At 75.0% G+C, this 15,183-nt stretch carries 12 protein-coding genes; 8 read left to right on the top strand and 4 right to left on the bottom strand.

What is annotated here, in order from left to right:
- Positions 1–85: 85 nt before the first annotated feature.
- The 4 genes from ABZ951_RS15120 to ABZ951_RS15105 form a co-directional block, all read right to left on the bottom strand.
- Positions 86–472: a hypothetical protein gene (locus tag ABZ951_RS15120; protein ID WP_344087028.1), complete on the bottom strand. Its 387-nt coding sequence runs from the start codon at positions 470–472 to the stop codon at positions 86–88.
- 292 nt (positions 473–764) lie between these two features.
- Positions 765–4,592 carry a helix-turn-helix domain-containing protein gene (locus ABZ951_RS15115; RefSeq protein WP_361279995.1) on the bottom strand — a complete coding sequence of 1,276 codons (3,828 nt, stop codon included), beginning with the start codon at positions 4,590–4,592 and terminating at the stop codon, positions 765–767.
- 191 nt (positions 4,593–4,783) lie between these two features.
- A complete protein-coding gene (locus ABZ951_RS15110; protein ID WP_344087035.1) occupies positions 4,784–6,172 on the bottom strand; it encodes a hypothetical protein in 1,389 nt (462 codons plus the stop codon).
- 190 nt (positions 6,173–6,362) lie between these two features.
- Complete coding sequence (locus ABZ951_RS15105; RefSeq protein WP_344087038.1) at positions 6,363–7,124, bottom strand: BTAD domain-containing putative transcriptional regulator; 762 nt, start codon at positions 7,122–7,124, stop codon at positions 6,363–6,365.
- A gap of 293 nt (positions 7,125–7,417) precedes the next feature.
- Between ABZ951_RS15105 and ABZ951_RS15100 the strand changes: the two genes are divergently transcribed.
- The 8 genes from ABZ951_RS15100 to ABZ951_RS15065 are packed head-to-tail and all read left to right on the top strand — an operon-like array spanning position 7,418 to position 15,162.
- Positions 7,418–7,999 (top strand): DUF4255 domain-containing protein, encoded by a 582-nt coding sequence (locus tag ABZ951_RS15100; protein WP_344087041.1) that lies wholly within the window; start codon positions 7,418–7,420, stop codon positions 7,997–7,999.
- Positions 7,996–8,865 (top strand): hypothetical protein, encoded by an 870-nt coding sequence (locus ABZ951_RS15095; RefSeq protein WP_344087044.1) that lies wholly within the window; start codon positions 7,996–7,998, stop codon positions 8,863–8,865. Before ABZ951_RS15100 ends, ABZ951_RS15095 begins: the two co-directional genes overlap by 4 nt.
- 6 nt (positions 8,866–8,871) lie before the next feature.
- On the top strand, positions 8,872–10,725 hold the full coding sequence (locus ABZ951_RS15090) for a phage tail sheath subtilisin-like domain-containing protein (RefSeq protein ID WP_344087047.1): 1,854 nt from the start codon (positions 8,872–8,874) through the stop codon (positions 10,723–10,725).
- A gap of 26 nt (positions 10,726–10,751) precedes the next feature.
- Positions 10,752–11,210 (top strand): phage tail protein, encoded by a 459-nt coding sequence (locus ABZ951_RS15085; RefSeq protein ID WP_344087050.1) that lies wholly within the window; start codon positions 10,752–10,754, stop codon positions 11,208–11,210.
- 1 nt (position 11,211) lies between these two features.
- The gene (locus ABZ951_RS15080; protein ID WP_344087053.1) at positions 11,212–13,248 is read left to right on the top strand and encodes a hypothetical protein; all 2,037 of its coding nucleotides are present in this window, start codon (positions 11,212–11,214) and stop codon (positions 13,246–13,248) included.
- Complete coding sequence (locus ABZ951_RS15075; protein WP_344087056.1) at positions 13,245–13,742, top strand: phage tail protein; 498 nt, start codon at positions 13,245–13,247, stop codon at positions 13,740–13,742. The genes ABZ951_RS15080 and ABZ951_RS15075 overlap by 4 nt, the downstream gene beginning before the upstream one ends.
- Positions 13,739–14,977 (top strand): hypothetical protein, encoded by a 1,239-nt coding sequence (locus tag ABZ951_RS15070; protein ID WP_361279991.1) that lies wholly within the window; start codon positions 13,739–13,741, stop codon positions 14,975–14,977. Before ABZ951_RS15075 ends, ABZ951_RS15070 begins: the two co-directional genes overlap by 4 nt.
- Complete coding sequence (locus tag ABZ951_RS15065) at positions 14,974–15,162, top strand: hypothetical protein (protein ID WP_344097852.1); 189 nt, start codon at positions 14,974–14,976, stop codon at positions 15,160–15,162. The genes ABZ951_RS15070 and ABZ951_RS15065 overlap by 4 nt, the downstream gene beginning before the upstream one ends.
- Positions 15,163–15,183 lie beyond the last annotated feature (21 nt).

Raw genomic sequence — 15,183 nt, 5'->3', positions numbered from 1 at the left:
CCAGCAGCGTGAGGGCGAGGGCGGCCAGCAGCAGGGTGGGGCCGAAGCCGTCGGCGCGGAGCGCTCCGCCGGGCCCGGCCCGGGATCAGTGCCACTCGGCGCACGAGGTGGACGGACCGGTGCCTTGGGTGACCTCCGCCCGGCTCGTGCCGCACGCCGTACGGTGCGGCGGGTGCGGGTGGGCGTCCTGGACGCAGCCGTCGTCCCGGAGCGCGGTCACCCGGTGGGCGGCTCCGCCGCACCGCCCTCCCGGGCCCTGGCCGTGGCAGCCCGCGCCACGGCACGTCGGGGCCGTGAGATGGGCCGCCGCCGCGGCGACCGCGGCGGCCGCGACCGTGGCGGCGGTGGAGGTGGCGGGCACCGTGACCAGCAGCGTGCCGGCGAACCCGGCGGCGGCGAGCGCGGTCGTGGCGGCCCGGCGGAGGGAGGAAAGGGGGGAAAGGGGGGAGAGGGGGGAGGCGCAGGTGTGCATGGCGGGTCCTTTGCGTGTGGAGGGGCGGCGGTCGGGGACGTGCGGCCGGTCCACCGGCGGGCGGGGGTACGGGGTGTTCCCACGGTCCGAAGGAGCGGTGTCGACCGGTGCTCCGGTGTGCCGGTGTGCCGGTGTTCTGAGTGTCGGCGCGTGACCGGTCGTCAGGACAGGGGTTGTCCGTTGCCCGCGGCACAAGGCGCCGGGCAACCCCCTGTGACGTGGCGTGATGCGCGTGTGGGGGATGAGGCATGGCGGGCGCAGTCCGCAGGTCCCCGAGAATGCTCAAGCGTGCTCAAGGGCAGCCGGGTTCGTACGGTACGTCCGGCAGCAGCCGGGTCCAGGTGTGCTCGTCGACGGTCCCCACCGCACGGCACGCGTCGGCCAGGACCTCCGGAACCTTCAGGTTCCACCAGCGGACCGTGCCGTCCTCGGAGACGGAGACCACCGGCCCGTCGTCATGGAGGAACGCCGCGGCCCGTACCCGGTCGGTGTGGCCGGTGAGCGTCAGCAGCAAGTGCCCCGTCGCCGGGTCCCAGACGCGGGCGGTGTTGTCGCGGCCGGTCGTCACCACCCGGGTGCCGGCGCGGTTGAACGCCGCCGAGGTGACGGGCCCGGTGTGGCCCGCCAGGGTGCGCAGGGCCCGCCCGGTGCCCGGATCCCAGAGCTTGACGGTGTGGTCGCGGCTCGCCGTGGCCAGGACCCCCCGGCGGCTGAGGGCCAGGCCGAACACGGTGTCGTCGTGCCCTCGCAGGACGCGCAGCTCACGGCCGTCGGCGGCCCGCCAGATCCGGGCGGTGTTGTCCAGACTGCCGGTGGCGAGGGTGGCGCCGTCGAGGAACAGCACCCGGTAGACGCCGTCCCCGTGCCCGCGCAGCGTCCCTTCCTGCGCCGCCGTGTCGCCGGTCAGCCGCCACAGCCGCGCGGTGTGGTCCTCGCTCGCGGTGGCCGCCGAGCCCGCGTCTCCGGGGCGGAAGGAGATCGAGGTGACCGGCCGGGTGTGGGCGCGCCACCGGTGCGCGGGGCGCCGCGGGTCGGCGGTGCGCCACACGGTGGTGGTGCCGTGCTCGTCCCCGGCCGCGACCAGCGAACCGTCGTGGCTGAAGGCCACCGCCCGCACGGGGTCCGCGCCCGCGCGCAGGGTGTGCGAAGGACGATGCCGGCCCGGCCGCCACAACTGCACGGTGCCGTCCCGCCCCGCGGTCGCGAGGACGGAAGCATCGGGGGAGAGGGCGGCGTCCAGACGGGCCGCGGCGGGCAGGGGCGCGCTGATGGCGGGGTCGGGGTTCCAGAGCCGCACCGTGCCGTCCTCGCCGGACGTCGCGAGGCCGGGGCCGTCGGGGGAGAAGGCGATGCCGTGGACGGGGCCCCGGTGGCTGGCGAGGCGGGCGGTGCGGCGCCGCCCGGCCACGTCCCAGACGCTCGCGGTGTCGTCCTGGCTGGCCGCGGCCAGCCGCTTCCCGTCCGGCGAGAACGCCACCCCGAAGACGGAGTCCGAGGAGCCCTCCAGGGACGCCTCCCGCTTGCCGTCACCGGTGCTCCACAGACCGACGTCGGTGAGCCACTCACCGGTGGCCAGGTGCCGCCCGTCCGGCGAGAAGGCCAGGGCGCGGATCTGCCCGAAGTCCCGCGTGCCGATGACCTTGTCCCGCCCGGTGCCGGTGTCCAGCAGCCACACCCGCCCGTCCAGGCCGGCCGCCGCGACCTGACGGCCGTCCCCGGTCACGGCCACCGCGAACAGTTTCCCGAGCCCGGCCTCGTGGACGTCCGTCTCCGCGACCGGGCCGCCCGGGCGCGTCAGCCGGACCGTCCCGTCGTCGCCCGCCGACACCAGCACCTCGCCCCGGTCCGACAGGGCCATGGCCCGAACGGCACCCCGGTGCCGGCTGCGCGGCGGCAGGGCAAGAGACCGGCCGGAGACGCCCGCGCGCAGGGACACCGCGCCCGCGTCGTCCCCCCACGCGGCCAGCTCCCGCCGCCGGGCGACCGCCAGGGTGTTGACCGCTGTTCGATTCGCCGCCACGCCGGTCCGGCGCCGTGTGCGGACGTCCCACTCCTGGACGTCACCGTCGACGCCCGCCGACAGGACCCGGTCGCCGCGCGGCGACCACGCCACGGCCTTGGCGATCCCGCGGTGCCGGGCCAGTCGCCCGGCGTACAGCTGCGTCTGGGTGTTGAGGACCGCGCTCGCCGCGGCCGGGGTGCGGGCGTGGCGCCAGGCGGCGGTCGCCAGCAGCATCGCGACCTCCGGCCGGGCCGGGCCGACGAGCGTGGAGCGCACGGCGAGCGCCTCGGCCCGCGCGGCGTGGCGCCCGGCCATCACCTGCCGGCTTTGCTGCACCGCGACCGTCCCACCGGTGAGGGCCAGGACGAGGAGGACGGCCAGCGCCGACAGCAGCCGCCGCAGCCGGCGCGTCCGGTGGCGTTCGGCCTCCTGCTCGGCGGCCGTGAGCGCCTCCGCGGCGTCCAGGAACGCGCGCTCCGCCGCGCTCAGCGCCGAGCGGGGGTGCTCCGCCACCTCACGGGCCGCGGCCAGTTCGCCGCCCCGGGGCAGCAGCGCGGGATCGCGGCCCTCCGCCTCCCAGCGCAGGGCGGCCGTGCTCAGCTGATGGCGGCCGTGCAGCAGCGCGGCGTCGGCTTCGATCCAGCCGCGCAGCCGGGGCCAGGCCCGCAGCACCGCCTCGTGCGCCAGCGTCACCTGGTCGGCGCCGGTCGTCAGCAACCGGGCGCGCGTGAACTCCTCCACCACCCCCATGGCGGACTCGGCCCGGTCGCCGGCGTCGTGGGCGAGCCGCTCCAGGGCAACCCGGCAGCGGGTGGCACGCCCGTCCTCGTCCACCCGGACCAGCTGCAGCAGCACCGGCCGCGCCGCTTCCCGGCGGGCGGGGGACAGCCGCCAGTACGCCCGCTCCGCCGTCGCCGCCACCGCTCCGGCGATCCCGCCGGCCTGCTGGTACCCCTCGACCGTCAGCGTTCTCTCGCGGCGCCGCTGCCACGTCGCCAGCAGCGCGTGGGACAGCAGGGGGAGTGCCCCCGGCTCGTGCCCGCCGCCCGGCTCGCCGCCGTCCTCCTCCGTCCCCAGGTCGCGCAGGATCAGCTCCGCGAGCCCCGGCTCCAGCTCCAGGCCCACCGCCTGGGCGGGCCGGGCCACCGCGTCCCTGACCTCGTGCGCCCGCATGGGCTCCAGCAGCAGCTGCCCGTCCCGCAGGGCGCCGGCGAGCTCGGGGAAGGACAGGCACCGGCCGTAGAAGTCCGCCCGCAACCCCAGGACCACCAGCGCCGCGGAGCCGTCCCGCCCGCCGCCGAGGGCGGGACCGGTCGCCAGGGCGTGGACCGCGTGCACGAACACCGCCCGCTCCCGGGCGTCCGGGCACAGGGTGAACATCTCCTCGAACTGGTCGACGACGAGCACCAGGCGGACCGGCTCCGCCCCCGCGGCCACCGGCGCGCAGGCGTTCACGGCGTCGTGGACGGCCCGGGCGAACCCGTCCGCACCCGTGTCCAGCACCTGTCCCAGGTGCCCGGGGTCGGCTCCGGCGGCGTCCGCGACGCGGCGCAGCAACTCCGCCACCGGCCGCTCCCCGGGCCGCATGGTGACGACCGGCCAGCGGTCCGCCCCGGGCACGGGAAGGGCGCCGCGGCGCAGCTCGGGCACCAGGCCGGCGTGCAGCAGCGACGACTTGCCGGTGCCGGACGCCGCGACCACCACGGTCGGCCCGGAGCCGTCCAGCCGCTCGGTCAGCTGGTGCACCAGCGCCGCCGTCGCCCGGCCGCGCCCGAAGAACCAGCCCGCGTCCGCGGTGGTGAAGGCGGCCAGCCCCCGGTAGGGGCAGACCTCCAGCAGGGCCCCGCGCGCCGTACGCCGCCCGTCCGCCACCTCCGGGACCAGCCGGGTCAGTGTTCCTCCGGCCTTCAGCGCCCCGTCGCACCGCCGGGCGACTTCCGGCGTCAGGGGTTTCTCGCCCGTCTCCACCCGGCTCAGATAGCCCTTGGTGTAGTGGACCAGCCGGGAGAGCCCGGCCAGCGACATGCCGCGGGCCTGCCGGAGCCGGCGCAACTGCTCCCCGGGCGCGCCGGCACCGGGGGAGGTGCCGTCGCCGCCGTCGTCGCCACGCGGGTGCACGATCGCCGCCTCTCGTGAGGGTCCTGTCCCCTGACTGCTTAGCGGGTGCGGAGGCGGGGGTTCCGCAACATCGCCGACAAACAGCACTTCGAGTGACAAAAGGAAACGTTCATGTCGGGTGCGCTGCTGACGGCCGGCGGCGTGCGACGGCGGTTTCGCCGGGAGGCGGGCCGGGTCGGCCGGCGGGCCCGTTATCCGCGCGACAGCCCACGGGCGAAGACTTGGCCGTTCGCGCCGAAGAGCAGGGTGGTGCCGAGGCCGTCCACGGAGGGGGCGGACGAGGGCCAGGCGGTCTGTGAGCCGTCCCCGGCCATGCCGATCCGCGCGATCCGACCGGTCCACAGATTGCGCCGGAAGATGTCCGCGACGCCGTTGGTGTCACCGGGCACCAGGTTGTCGGCGTCCGAGGCGAAGAACACCGAGCGGTTGTCGGCTGTCATGGTGGCGGAGAAGGAGTCGAAGACCGTCGTGGTGCCAGGCATCGGAGTGGCCGCCTTGGTGACCGTCCCCCGCCGCAGATCGCGGACGTAGAGCTCCTTGTGCGCGGCCTCCGGGTCATTTCCGTAGCCGGGCTCGAGGATCCTGAACGTGGCGTACCGCCCGTCAGGACTCAAGGTCGCGTCCGGAGCCGCGTCGCGCAGCACACCGGAGGCGTCGACGCCGGCGCCCTGGATCCGTCCGGTGCGCGCGTCGTACACGTAGAAGGGGAATGCGCGGCGCGCCGGAGGGGGCTTCGCGCCGGTGGGAGCCGTAGGCGCGGGCCGCGCTCCGGCCGCCCCGGGTTGCCGTGCGGTGGGGGCCCGGCCTGGGGACAGCAGGTTGGTCGCCCGCGAACGGAAGCCGATGGTGGCGCCGTCCGCGGTGATCACCGGCTCGTCGGACGCGTCGTCGGCCGGGGAACCGTCGGCGCCGGCCGTGACCAGCCGGGTCGTTCCCTTCCAGCGGTCGGTGACGTAGATGTTCCGGCCCGGCCCGGGCCTCGCGCCGGGCACCAGGTCGCTCCGGTCGGAGGAGTACGCCACGTACCGGCCGTCGGCGCTGACGGCGGGGCTGCGGGAGCTCCCGGCGCTGTCGTTCCCGGTCGTGCTTCCGGCGGTGACGAGCTCGGTGCGCCCGGCCCGGCGGTCCCGGACGAAGATGTTCGAGCCGCCGTCAGCGGGCTGTCCCACCACGACGCCGGTGGCATCGGAGCTGAACGCCACGTACCGGCCGTCGCCGCTGATCGCCGCCCGGCTCGTGGCCCCGTTCAGCTGCGAGCCGTCGTCGGCGACACTGACCCGCTCGGTGCGCCCGGTCCGTAAGTCCCGGACGAACACGTCGTACAGGCGGTTGGTGTCGCCGGGCACCAGGTTGGACGCCAGGGACGAGAAGAGGCCGTATCTGCCGTCCGCGCTCAGCCCGAGCGGTTCCGACCAGCCGTCGGGCCGCGCGCCGCCCTGGCCGACGCTCACCTGGACGGTCCCGTCCCGCCCCGTGTCCGCCCGCGCCGGTACGGCCGCCCCCGCCAGGGCGACAGCGGCGAGGACACAGCTCCCGCGCCTCAGCCGACGTCCCTTGGCCCCACCATTCATCCGGCTCATCCGTGTCACGATGATCTGTCCTCCCCTGTGGTCGGGCCGGCCCGCACCCCGCCCCCGCGGCCGGCCCGGGAGAGCCAAGCGGGGGGCGGGCCGGCGAGTCAACGACACCGGCCGGTCGTGGACGGGTTCCGGCCAACCGGCCCGCCGGGCAAAGGGAATCAGCGTGCCGGCGGTTCCGCTTCCGGGTGGCTCAAGGCCGGGAAGCCGCCGTGCCGACGCGGTACGTGTGTGCTGCGTCCGGCAGGAGAGCCGCGAGCGGGGCCGTGGGTTCCACCCCCAGTTCGAGGCGCAGCAAGCGCGCGTAGGAGCGGTACTGCCGGACCGCCTCGGAGAGATTGCCCTCGGCGATGTGCGCCTCGATCAGCACCCGCTGCGCGGTCTCGCGCAAAGGGTCGGCCGAGACGGCGCTCAGCCCGGCCTCGATGGCCGACGCGTGGTCCCGGACCTCGGTGAGCCTGCGGCACAGCGTCTCCAGGGCGTGCAGGCGGATCTGCCGGTACCGCTCCCGCTCGACCACCACCCACTCGTCCAGCCACTCCGGCAGAAGGTCGTGGCCGAGCGCCGCCAGCCGGCATTCTCCGGGCCGCTCACCCGCCTCCAACAACCGGATCCACCGGACCGACTCGTGCAGGTCCACCGCCACCGAAGGGCACAGCCCCAGCTGCGGGCCGTGGCTCGCGACCAGGTCCGGAACGGCGCGCCGAACCTGCCAGAGCGTGGTGCGCAACGCGGCGGCTGACCGGTCGCCGGGCAGGTCCGCCCACAGTCGGCCGGCGACGACACCGCGGTGCTGCGGCCGGTCGGACAGGGCGAGGAACGCCAGCAGCCGCTGGGCCCCTGCGGGCATCCGGAGCCGCCGGCCGTGCCGGCTGAGCTCGAAGGCGGGCAGCAGAAGAAGGTGGAACCCGGCGGACGCCGTGTCGTCCTCGGGATGTCGGGCGTTCTCGGGCATGCGTCCCCACAGGTCAGAACGCACCGAAGCGGCGCGGGGGTCGTGTGTGGCACCGGCGCAAGTATCACCCCGCCGGACCCGCCCACCGTCACGGAGCGTGGCGCCCCGCTCCCCGAATTCCCCCGAGTGGCGGAGAGCGGCGCCGACAGCGTGCGCCGGGTCACCTCGTGGCGACCGGCCTGCGCTTTTCCACCCGGGCGCGGCGTGTGCCGACGCGGCCGTGACGCGGAACGCTACGCCGGCCGCACGGGCGGGCCCACGGGCCGGGGACGCCGCCCGGTCACCATGCCCCCATGGCGGGATTCGGCGGTGTCAGCGCGACGGGCAGGAGCCTGGAGCGGCTGCTCAATCTGGCCTTCGCGAGCGGACAGCCCGTCGCGGAGGCGCAGACCAAGGCCGTGCTCGTGCGCACCGACGACCTGGATCCCGCGCAGAGTTCGGCCCTCCAGTTCCCCGCGCTGTCCCTGCTGCTCTACCGGGTGGATTTCGACAAGAGCACCCGTGCCAGCTGGTCCGCGCGCGCAGCGGAGGACGGCCGGTCGTACCTCCCGCTGAACCTGCACTATCTCCTCACGGCCTGGGCCGACAACGCGGAGCACGAGCATCGCATCGTGGGCCGGACCGTGCAGGTGCTGGAGAACGTGCCGGTGCTGTCCGGTCCGCTGCTCGATCCCTCCGGGGAGTGGGAGGCGGACGAAGGGGTTCAGCTGGTCCAGGAGGACCTGCCCACCGACGACCTCATGCGGATGTTCGAAGCCCTCTCGACGGGCTTCCGGCTCTCCGTCCCGTACCTGGCGCGGGTCGTCGTCGTCGCGGAACCCGAGCCCCTCCCTTCTGCCGACGTCCTCACCGTGATGACGGGGGCGGGACGGTGAGCAGCCCGGTCCCCGGCGCCCCGGCCCCTCTGACCCGGACGCACAGACTCGCCCTCGGCGTGATGGTCGTCGACGCGCTGCGCGGCGAACCGGCGCAGGTCGAGGCCGCCCTGGAGGACGTCCCGGTGCCGTACGCGATGCCTGCGCCCACGGGCCCGGGGGCGCAGGCTTCGGCCTACGACCCGGGCATCGGGCTGCCCCGCCTGGCGCGGGGGCGGCGGCCCGGCCGCTTCCGGCTGCTCTTCGGCGCACGCACGGCCGGGTCGGCCACGGTGCGTGTGTACGACACCGCGCGTCGCTACGTGCCACGCCGGTTCGAGATTCCGTTCGCCTCCCTCGCGGACGTGCTGGCCGAGGAGGCGTCGGGGGCACGGCCCGCCCCGCGTGCCCGGCGGATCGCCATGTTCCCGGGGGCCGCCTACCACCCGCAGGGCTGCGCCACGGGTATGCGCGGCCGTGTCGTCGACAGTGCGGGCGAGCCGGTGCGCTGGGTGCGGGTGACGGCCCGGCATCCGGTCCGGGACGTGGTGCTCGGCAGCGCGCACGGTGACGACCGGGGTGAGTTCCTCCTCGTGCTCGGAGTGCCACCGACCGCCCTGGTCGGCCCGGCCGGGCTCACCCAGGACGTGGCGCTGGACCTGGCGGCCCGCACCGCACCGCCACCCGGCGGGCCCACCGGCAGCGCGCAGGACCCACTGGGCGACCTGCTCCTGGAAACACTGCCGGCGGTGGGAGCGGCGGACGAGGTGTCGGCCGGTGTCACGGTGCCCTCCGCCTACCCGGTCCGTGCCACCGTGCCCGCCACGCTGCGGCTGGGTCGGCTGGTGAGCCCCGATTCCCCGTTCACCCTCCCCGAATCCGAGTGAGGATCCATGCCCGAGTACCTGGCGCCCGGTGTCTTCGTCGAAGAGGTCAGCTTCCGCGCGAAGTCCATCGAAGGCGTGCCAACGAGCACGACCGGCTTCGCCGGGATGACGCGCTACGGTCCGGTCCCCTACCCGGAGGGCCCGACGTCGGCGGAGCCGCGCCTGGTCACCAGCTTCGTCGAGTTCGAGCGGCTCTACGGGAAACTGGACCTGCTCAACGCCGACCGGGTGCCCTACCTCGCCCATGCCGCCCGGGCGTACTTCCTCAACGGCGGTCAGCGCCTCTACGTCTCACGGGTGTACCACCCGGTGTCGGAGACCGAGTCGGGGGTGGCGCGGGCCGATGTCGTCGTCCACAACGCGGACGGCAGTACGACGACCGTGGCGTGGCTCGCCCGCTGGCCGGGGAGCATGGGTGACGTCCAGGTGGAGGTCCGCCCCGCCCGCAGCCGCAACGTCGCGGTGGCCGCCCCGGCCGGCGACCCCGCGGCCTTGCGCGTCAACCGGGCGCGCAACGGAGCCCTGGTGGAAGTCGTGCCGGCCGGGAGCCCGCTCCCCGGCGCCAAGAGCCCGCTCGACGCCGACACGCTGCGGACCGTACGGGTCGACGCCGCCGGCCTGCAGACCTTCCTCCAGGCCGACGGACAGACCGCCGACCCGCTGACCGCCACGGACCAGCTCGTACTCGTCGAACTCGAGGTCACCGTCTTCGTCGACCCGGACCGGGTCGACCGGGCCACCGGTCTCGGCTGCCACCCCGAACACCGGCGGTTCATCGGCAAGATCATGGACTTGCACGACCCCGAGGACGACGCCGCCGTGGTCTGTCTCAGCGTCCCGGACGCCGTCCAGCCGGTCGGCCTCGCCGTAGCCCTGACCAAGGGCACCGACGCGGCTGACCACGTCCGCGGCAGGTTCCTCCTGAAGGGCGGCCACGACGGCAGTCCTCCGACGGCTGACGATCTCGCGGGCCACGAAACCGACCCGGATCGCGCCGACAGGAAGGCGACCGGTCTGGAGGCGCTGGGGGAGATCGACGACATCGCCATCGTCGCCCTCCCTGATGCGGCGGAGCTGGAAGAGGGCGAGCAGGCGGTCGAACGGCTGCTCGCCCATGTGCAGAAGCCCGGCGCGTACCGGATCGCGATCGTGGACGGCCCGAAGGGCGCCTCCATGAACGAGATCCGCCGCTTCCGCGGCCTGTTCGATTCGAGCTACGCGGCCCTGTACCACCCGTGGCTCGAAACCCTCGATCCGAACCAGAACGCCGAGCAGGGCGCCCCGCCCGGCAAGCTGCTGCTGCCGCCCTCCGGCTTCGTCGCCGGTGTGTACGCCCGCTCGGACATCTCCCGCGGTGTGCACAAGGCCCCGGCGAACGAGGTCGTCTACGGCCTGACGCGGTTCGAGGCGAACATCAACACCGGCCGTCAGCAGGTGCTCAATCCGGAGGGCATCAACGCCCTGCGGTTCTTCCCCGGGCGCGGCAACCGGGTCTGGGGAGCCCGCACGCTGAGCAGCGACCCCGAGTGGAAGTACGTCAACGTCCGGCGGTTCTTCATCTATCTGGAGCACTCGATCGACAAGGCCACCCAGTGGGCGGTGTTCGAACCGAACGGCCCCGACCTCTGGCAGAAGATCGTGCGCAGCGTCGAGGACTTCCTCGACCTTCAGTGGCGCAACGGGGCCCTGCTGGGCTCCACCCGGGCCCAGGCGTACTTCGTGCGCTGCGACCGCACGACCATGACCCAGAACGATCTCGACAACGGCCGGCTGATCTGTCTCATCGGGGTGGCCCCGGTCCGGCCGGCCGAGTTCGTCATTTTCCGTGTCGGACAGTGGACGGCGGACGTCCGGTCCTGACCGGTGACGTGTGAGAGGAGCCCGCGGTGGCCACGCGCAGCAATCCCTACGGAGCGTTCAACTTTCAGGTCGAGTTCGATCCGCCGCCCACCGGCGGTGACCCCATCGCGGCCGGATTCTCGGACGTCTCCGGGCTGGGCAGCGAAGTCAACTTCTCCGACTACCGGGAGGGGAGCGACGCGGACAACGTCGCCAGGAAGATCCCCAACACCCACAAGACCGACGAGGTCACCCTCAAACGCGGCCTGATCGGCTCCACCGAGGTCTTCGCCTGGTTCAAGGAGGTGCGCGACGGCGCCTACGCCCCGCGCAGGGTGACCATCACGGTCCTGGACGAATCCCGCAACAAGGTGCTGGCGCTGCAACTGCGCAACGCCCAGCCCAGAAAGTGGATCGGACCGGCGCTGGCCGCGAAGGGCGGCGGTGAGGTGGCGATGGAGGAACTGCACCTGGTCCACGAGGGCATCGAGTACGTGAGCCTGTGAGATGACACCGCCGACCGCGACCGCGTACCCCTCCCCGGACCCGGGGCTCGGGGTGCCCAGTGTCCCCGGAGTCCACCTCGCGCGTGACGTCGGCGAGGCGCCCCGGCACGGGGTGCGCATGGACGTCTGCGCGTTCGCCGGCGTGGCCCCGCGCGGCCCCGCCTGGGATCCGGCGCACGACCCCGCCCTCGACGGTTCCAGGCTGGCCGCGGGGCGGGCCCGCTCGTCGGCGGTGCCGGTGGAGAGCTGGGCGGAGTACGAGGAGCTGTTCGGCGGATACGGCGCGCCGGGGCTGCTGGCCCACGCGGTCGCCGGCTTCTTCGCACAGGGTGGCCGCCGGGCGTACGTCGTCCGGGTGGTGCCGAGGCGGCCGGCGCCGGCCCCCGAGCCGCCGGCCCGCGCCGGGCTCACCTTCGGACGGGAGGTGCGCGACGGCCGCGGCTCCCGCCTGCGGCTGCTGGCCCGGAGCGAGGGCGTCTGGGGAGACCTGCTCACCGCCACGCTGGCCTTCGCCACGAAGGCCCTGCTGCCGGTCCCCGAGGTCGACGGACGCACGCTGGTGCTCGCCCCGGGCACCGACATCCCGGTCGGCACCCTGCTGCGGCTGAGCCCGCGCGAGGGCGCGAAGGAGCTGCGCGGCGTCGCCGCGATCACCCGCCGTCCCGCGCGCGACGGCACCGGGTGGGAGCGGCTGGCGGTCTTCGACGCGCCGGTGCCCGGCCCCCTGCGGAGCGTCGAGGAGGTGACCGGGACGCTCGAGGTCGTCGACGCCGACCCCGCCCGCCGGCGCCGGGAACGCTTCACCGACCTGGGCCTGACCGCTGCCCACCCCCGCTGGCTGGGCGCGGAACTCGCCACGGGATCCCGGCTCGTCGAGACGCCGGCCGGGACGGAGGCAATCAGCCCCGCGGACGCCCGGCTGGTGGCGGCGGGCACACACCTCACCTCTCCTGGCGCCGACCGCTCCGCTCTCGTCACGCCCGAGGACTTCTTCGGCCCCGAGAGCGCCGACCCCGAGGCGCCGCCCGAGGGACTCGACGCGCTGCGCGGCCTCCCGGACTGCGCGAACATCGTCGTCCCGGACCTGTACGTACCCGCCGAGGTGCCGCCGGAGGAGAACGTCAGCGCACCGGGTACGTTCGCCGGCGCGTCCTTCGCCCCGTGCGTACGGCTGCGAGGCTCCGGTCCCACGAGGCGGGCCCGGACGGAGCTGCCCGGCCTGTTGTTCGACGCCGGGGCGCCCGGGGAACCGGCGGCGGTCGCCGCCCTGCAACGCAGGGTCGTCTCCTTCGCCGAGCGCGCGAACATGGTGGCCCTGCTCGACGTGCCACCCGGCCTGCCCCCGCGCGACGTCCTCATCTGGCGCGCGTCCTTCGACTCCTCGCACGCGATGGCGTGTCACGGCTGGCTGCGGGTGCCCGACCCCCGGGCGGACCGGACGGACCGGACGGTCGCCGTGCCCGCCGCACCGTACGCGGCCGGTGTCCTGGCGGCGGCCGAGCATGCGCGGGGCCTGCCGTACGGCCCGGCCGGGACACCGCTCGCCGGCGTCGTCGGTGTCGCGGAGGGGCCGGGCGGGACGACCCCGGCCGACGGCGGGACGCTGGGCACCCTGCACCGGGCCGGAGTCAACGTCTGCCTCCTGGACCGGGACGGGGTCCGGATCACCGCGGCCCGCACCCTCGCGCGGGACCCGGCGTGGCGGCAGCTGAGCGTCCGGCGCACGGTCACCTTCCTGGAACGCACCCTGGAACAGCGGCTGGCGTGGGCGGCCTTCGAACCCGACGACGACCTGCTGCGCGCTCGCGTCCGGGTGGCGGTCGAGCACCTGCTGCTCGACCTGTTCGCGGCCGGCGCCTTCGCCGGCAGTGTCCCGGCCGAGTCCTTCTCCGTGCGGGTCCCGCCCGTGGACACGGCGGGCGGGGCCGGCCTGCTGTGCGAGATCGGAGTGGCACCCGGCGCCCCGCTCGAATTCCTCCTCGTCCGGGTGTTCCGCGCCGACGGTGAGCTCACACTCCGGACGGAGACCGGCACATGACGGAGACCGGGCCGCTCGCCACCGCCTACCGCTTCCGGGTGACCTTCACCCTGCCCGGATCCGGGGCGTCCGATCCCGCCGCGCCCAGCCGGCTGGGCAGCGGCGGATTCCAGGAGTGCACCGGCCTCGACATCGAGATGGAGGTCGGCGAATACCTCGAAGGCGGCCGCAACGACGGCGTGGTCCAGCGCGTCGGCCGGATGAAGGTCGCCCGCCTGGTGCTCAAACGCGGAATGGTCCTCGGCGGTCAGGGCACGGTCCTGCCCGAACTGTGGACGTGGATCGCCGAGGTGACCGGGGGAGTGCGCCCGGTGCGGCGCTACGACGGGCTGATCCAGCTGCTGGGAGCCGACCGCCGGCCCGTCGCCGCCTGGGCCTTCCGCCGGGCCCTGCCGGCGAAGGTGGTCGGGCCGCAACTGCACGCGCGGACCGGCGAGGTGGCCATCGAAGAACTCCACCTCGCGCACGAGGGCCTGCGGATGGTGACACCGTGACCACACCACTGGTCAAGGCAACCCTTCAGGAGGTGCCCACCCGGCCGGCCACCCCGGCGCCCGAACCGATCACCGTGCAATTCAACCCGACCTCGCTGCGCCTGCAGATGGCCAACAACGTCGACATGAAGAAGGCGTTCGGGAAGCGGCCGGCCGTCCAGTACAGCGGCACCTCCTCCTCCACGCTCTCCTTCGACCTGGTCTTCGACACCAGTGACGAGGGCACCACCGAGCAGCCGGTCGACGCGCGGGCCCGGGCGCGGCGCCTGGAACGCTTCCTGCTGCCGGCCAAGGGCGCCAAGGCGGTTCCGCCCCTGGTGCGGTTCTCCTACGGGACGTTCCAGCTGATCGGCGTGATGACAGCGCTCAACCAGGAGTTCGACCTGTTCTCCGCGACCGGGGTGCCGCTCCGCGCTAAGCTGGCGGTGACGATCAAGGAGCAGATGCCGGAGTACGAATCCGGCCGGACGGGCCCCGGGAGCAACACCGGCGCGGGCGCCAGGGACGATCTCGGTCTGCTGCCCGGCGGGGCGCCGGCCCGGCCGGCCGACCGCACCGGCACCACGGTGGCCGGTGAGAGTGCCCCCGACTTCGCCCACCGCATGGGACTCGACCCGGCAAGCTGGCCGAACCTCGCGTTCGGCGGCTTCGACCCGCTCAACCTGTCCGCGGGCGTGGTGGTCGACTTCGCGGCCTCCCTGTCGCCCGGCCCGGGGCTCTCCGGCGGCCTCGCGCCCGGGGTCGCGGCCGGCGCCACCGCTGGCCCGCGGGCCGGGGCGCCGGCGGATGACGCCGCGGCGGCCGATCCGCGGGCCCTGACCTCAGCGGGCGGACTGCACAAGGCGATCGAGCGGCAGGCCGGCCGGCGCGCCGAGGCGGCCGCCGCGGCCCGGCGCGCCGCCTTCGACACCCCGCCCGCGGCGGGCCCGGCTCCGGCCGCCCCCGCCCCGCAGGCACCCGCGGCCCCCGCGGGGGCACCGCCGGCGCCTCTCCCCGGGGCGGACAGACCCGACCGGCGCGGCCTGACCTACGGAGCGGGCGTTCCCTTGCGGCCCTCGCTCCGTCCGCCCGTGTCCTGGACCGCCGACGCACCCGTCACCGACGACCCGACCGTGCCCGGCTGGCTCGCGCTGCGCACCCCCCGGGCAGGGCGGGTGCGGACAGCACGAGAGTGCCCCTGCGAGGGGCACGCCGGGACACCCCGACCATCCCACCGCCACGGAGGACAGCCATGACGTTGCACATCGGTGAGATCAGCAACGACGTACGGATCGACGGCTCCCCGCGGCCCGAGAGCCGGCCGGCCGGTCCCGCGGAGGACCGCGGGCCGGAGTGGGCGCAACGGGACCGCCACCGCCGCAGGGCCGAGGCCGAGGCCCGCGACGCCTCCCGGACCGCGGAGGAGGCGCGCCATGGCTGACGGCCCCGGCCTCGCGTACCC

Source organism: Streptomyces sp. NPDC046215, assembly GCF_040646215.1.
GTDB classification, from domain to species: Bacteria; Actinomycetota; Actinomycetes; order Streptomycetales; family Streptomycetaceae; genus Streptomyces; species Streptomyces stramineus.
This window is presented reverse-complemented; position numbering and strand designations above follow the sequence as displayed.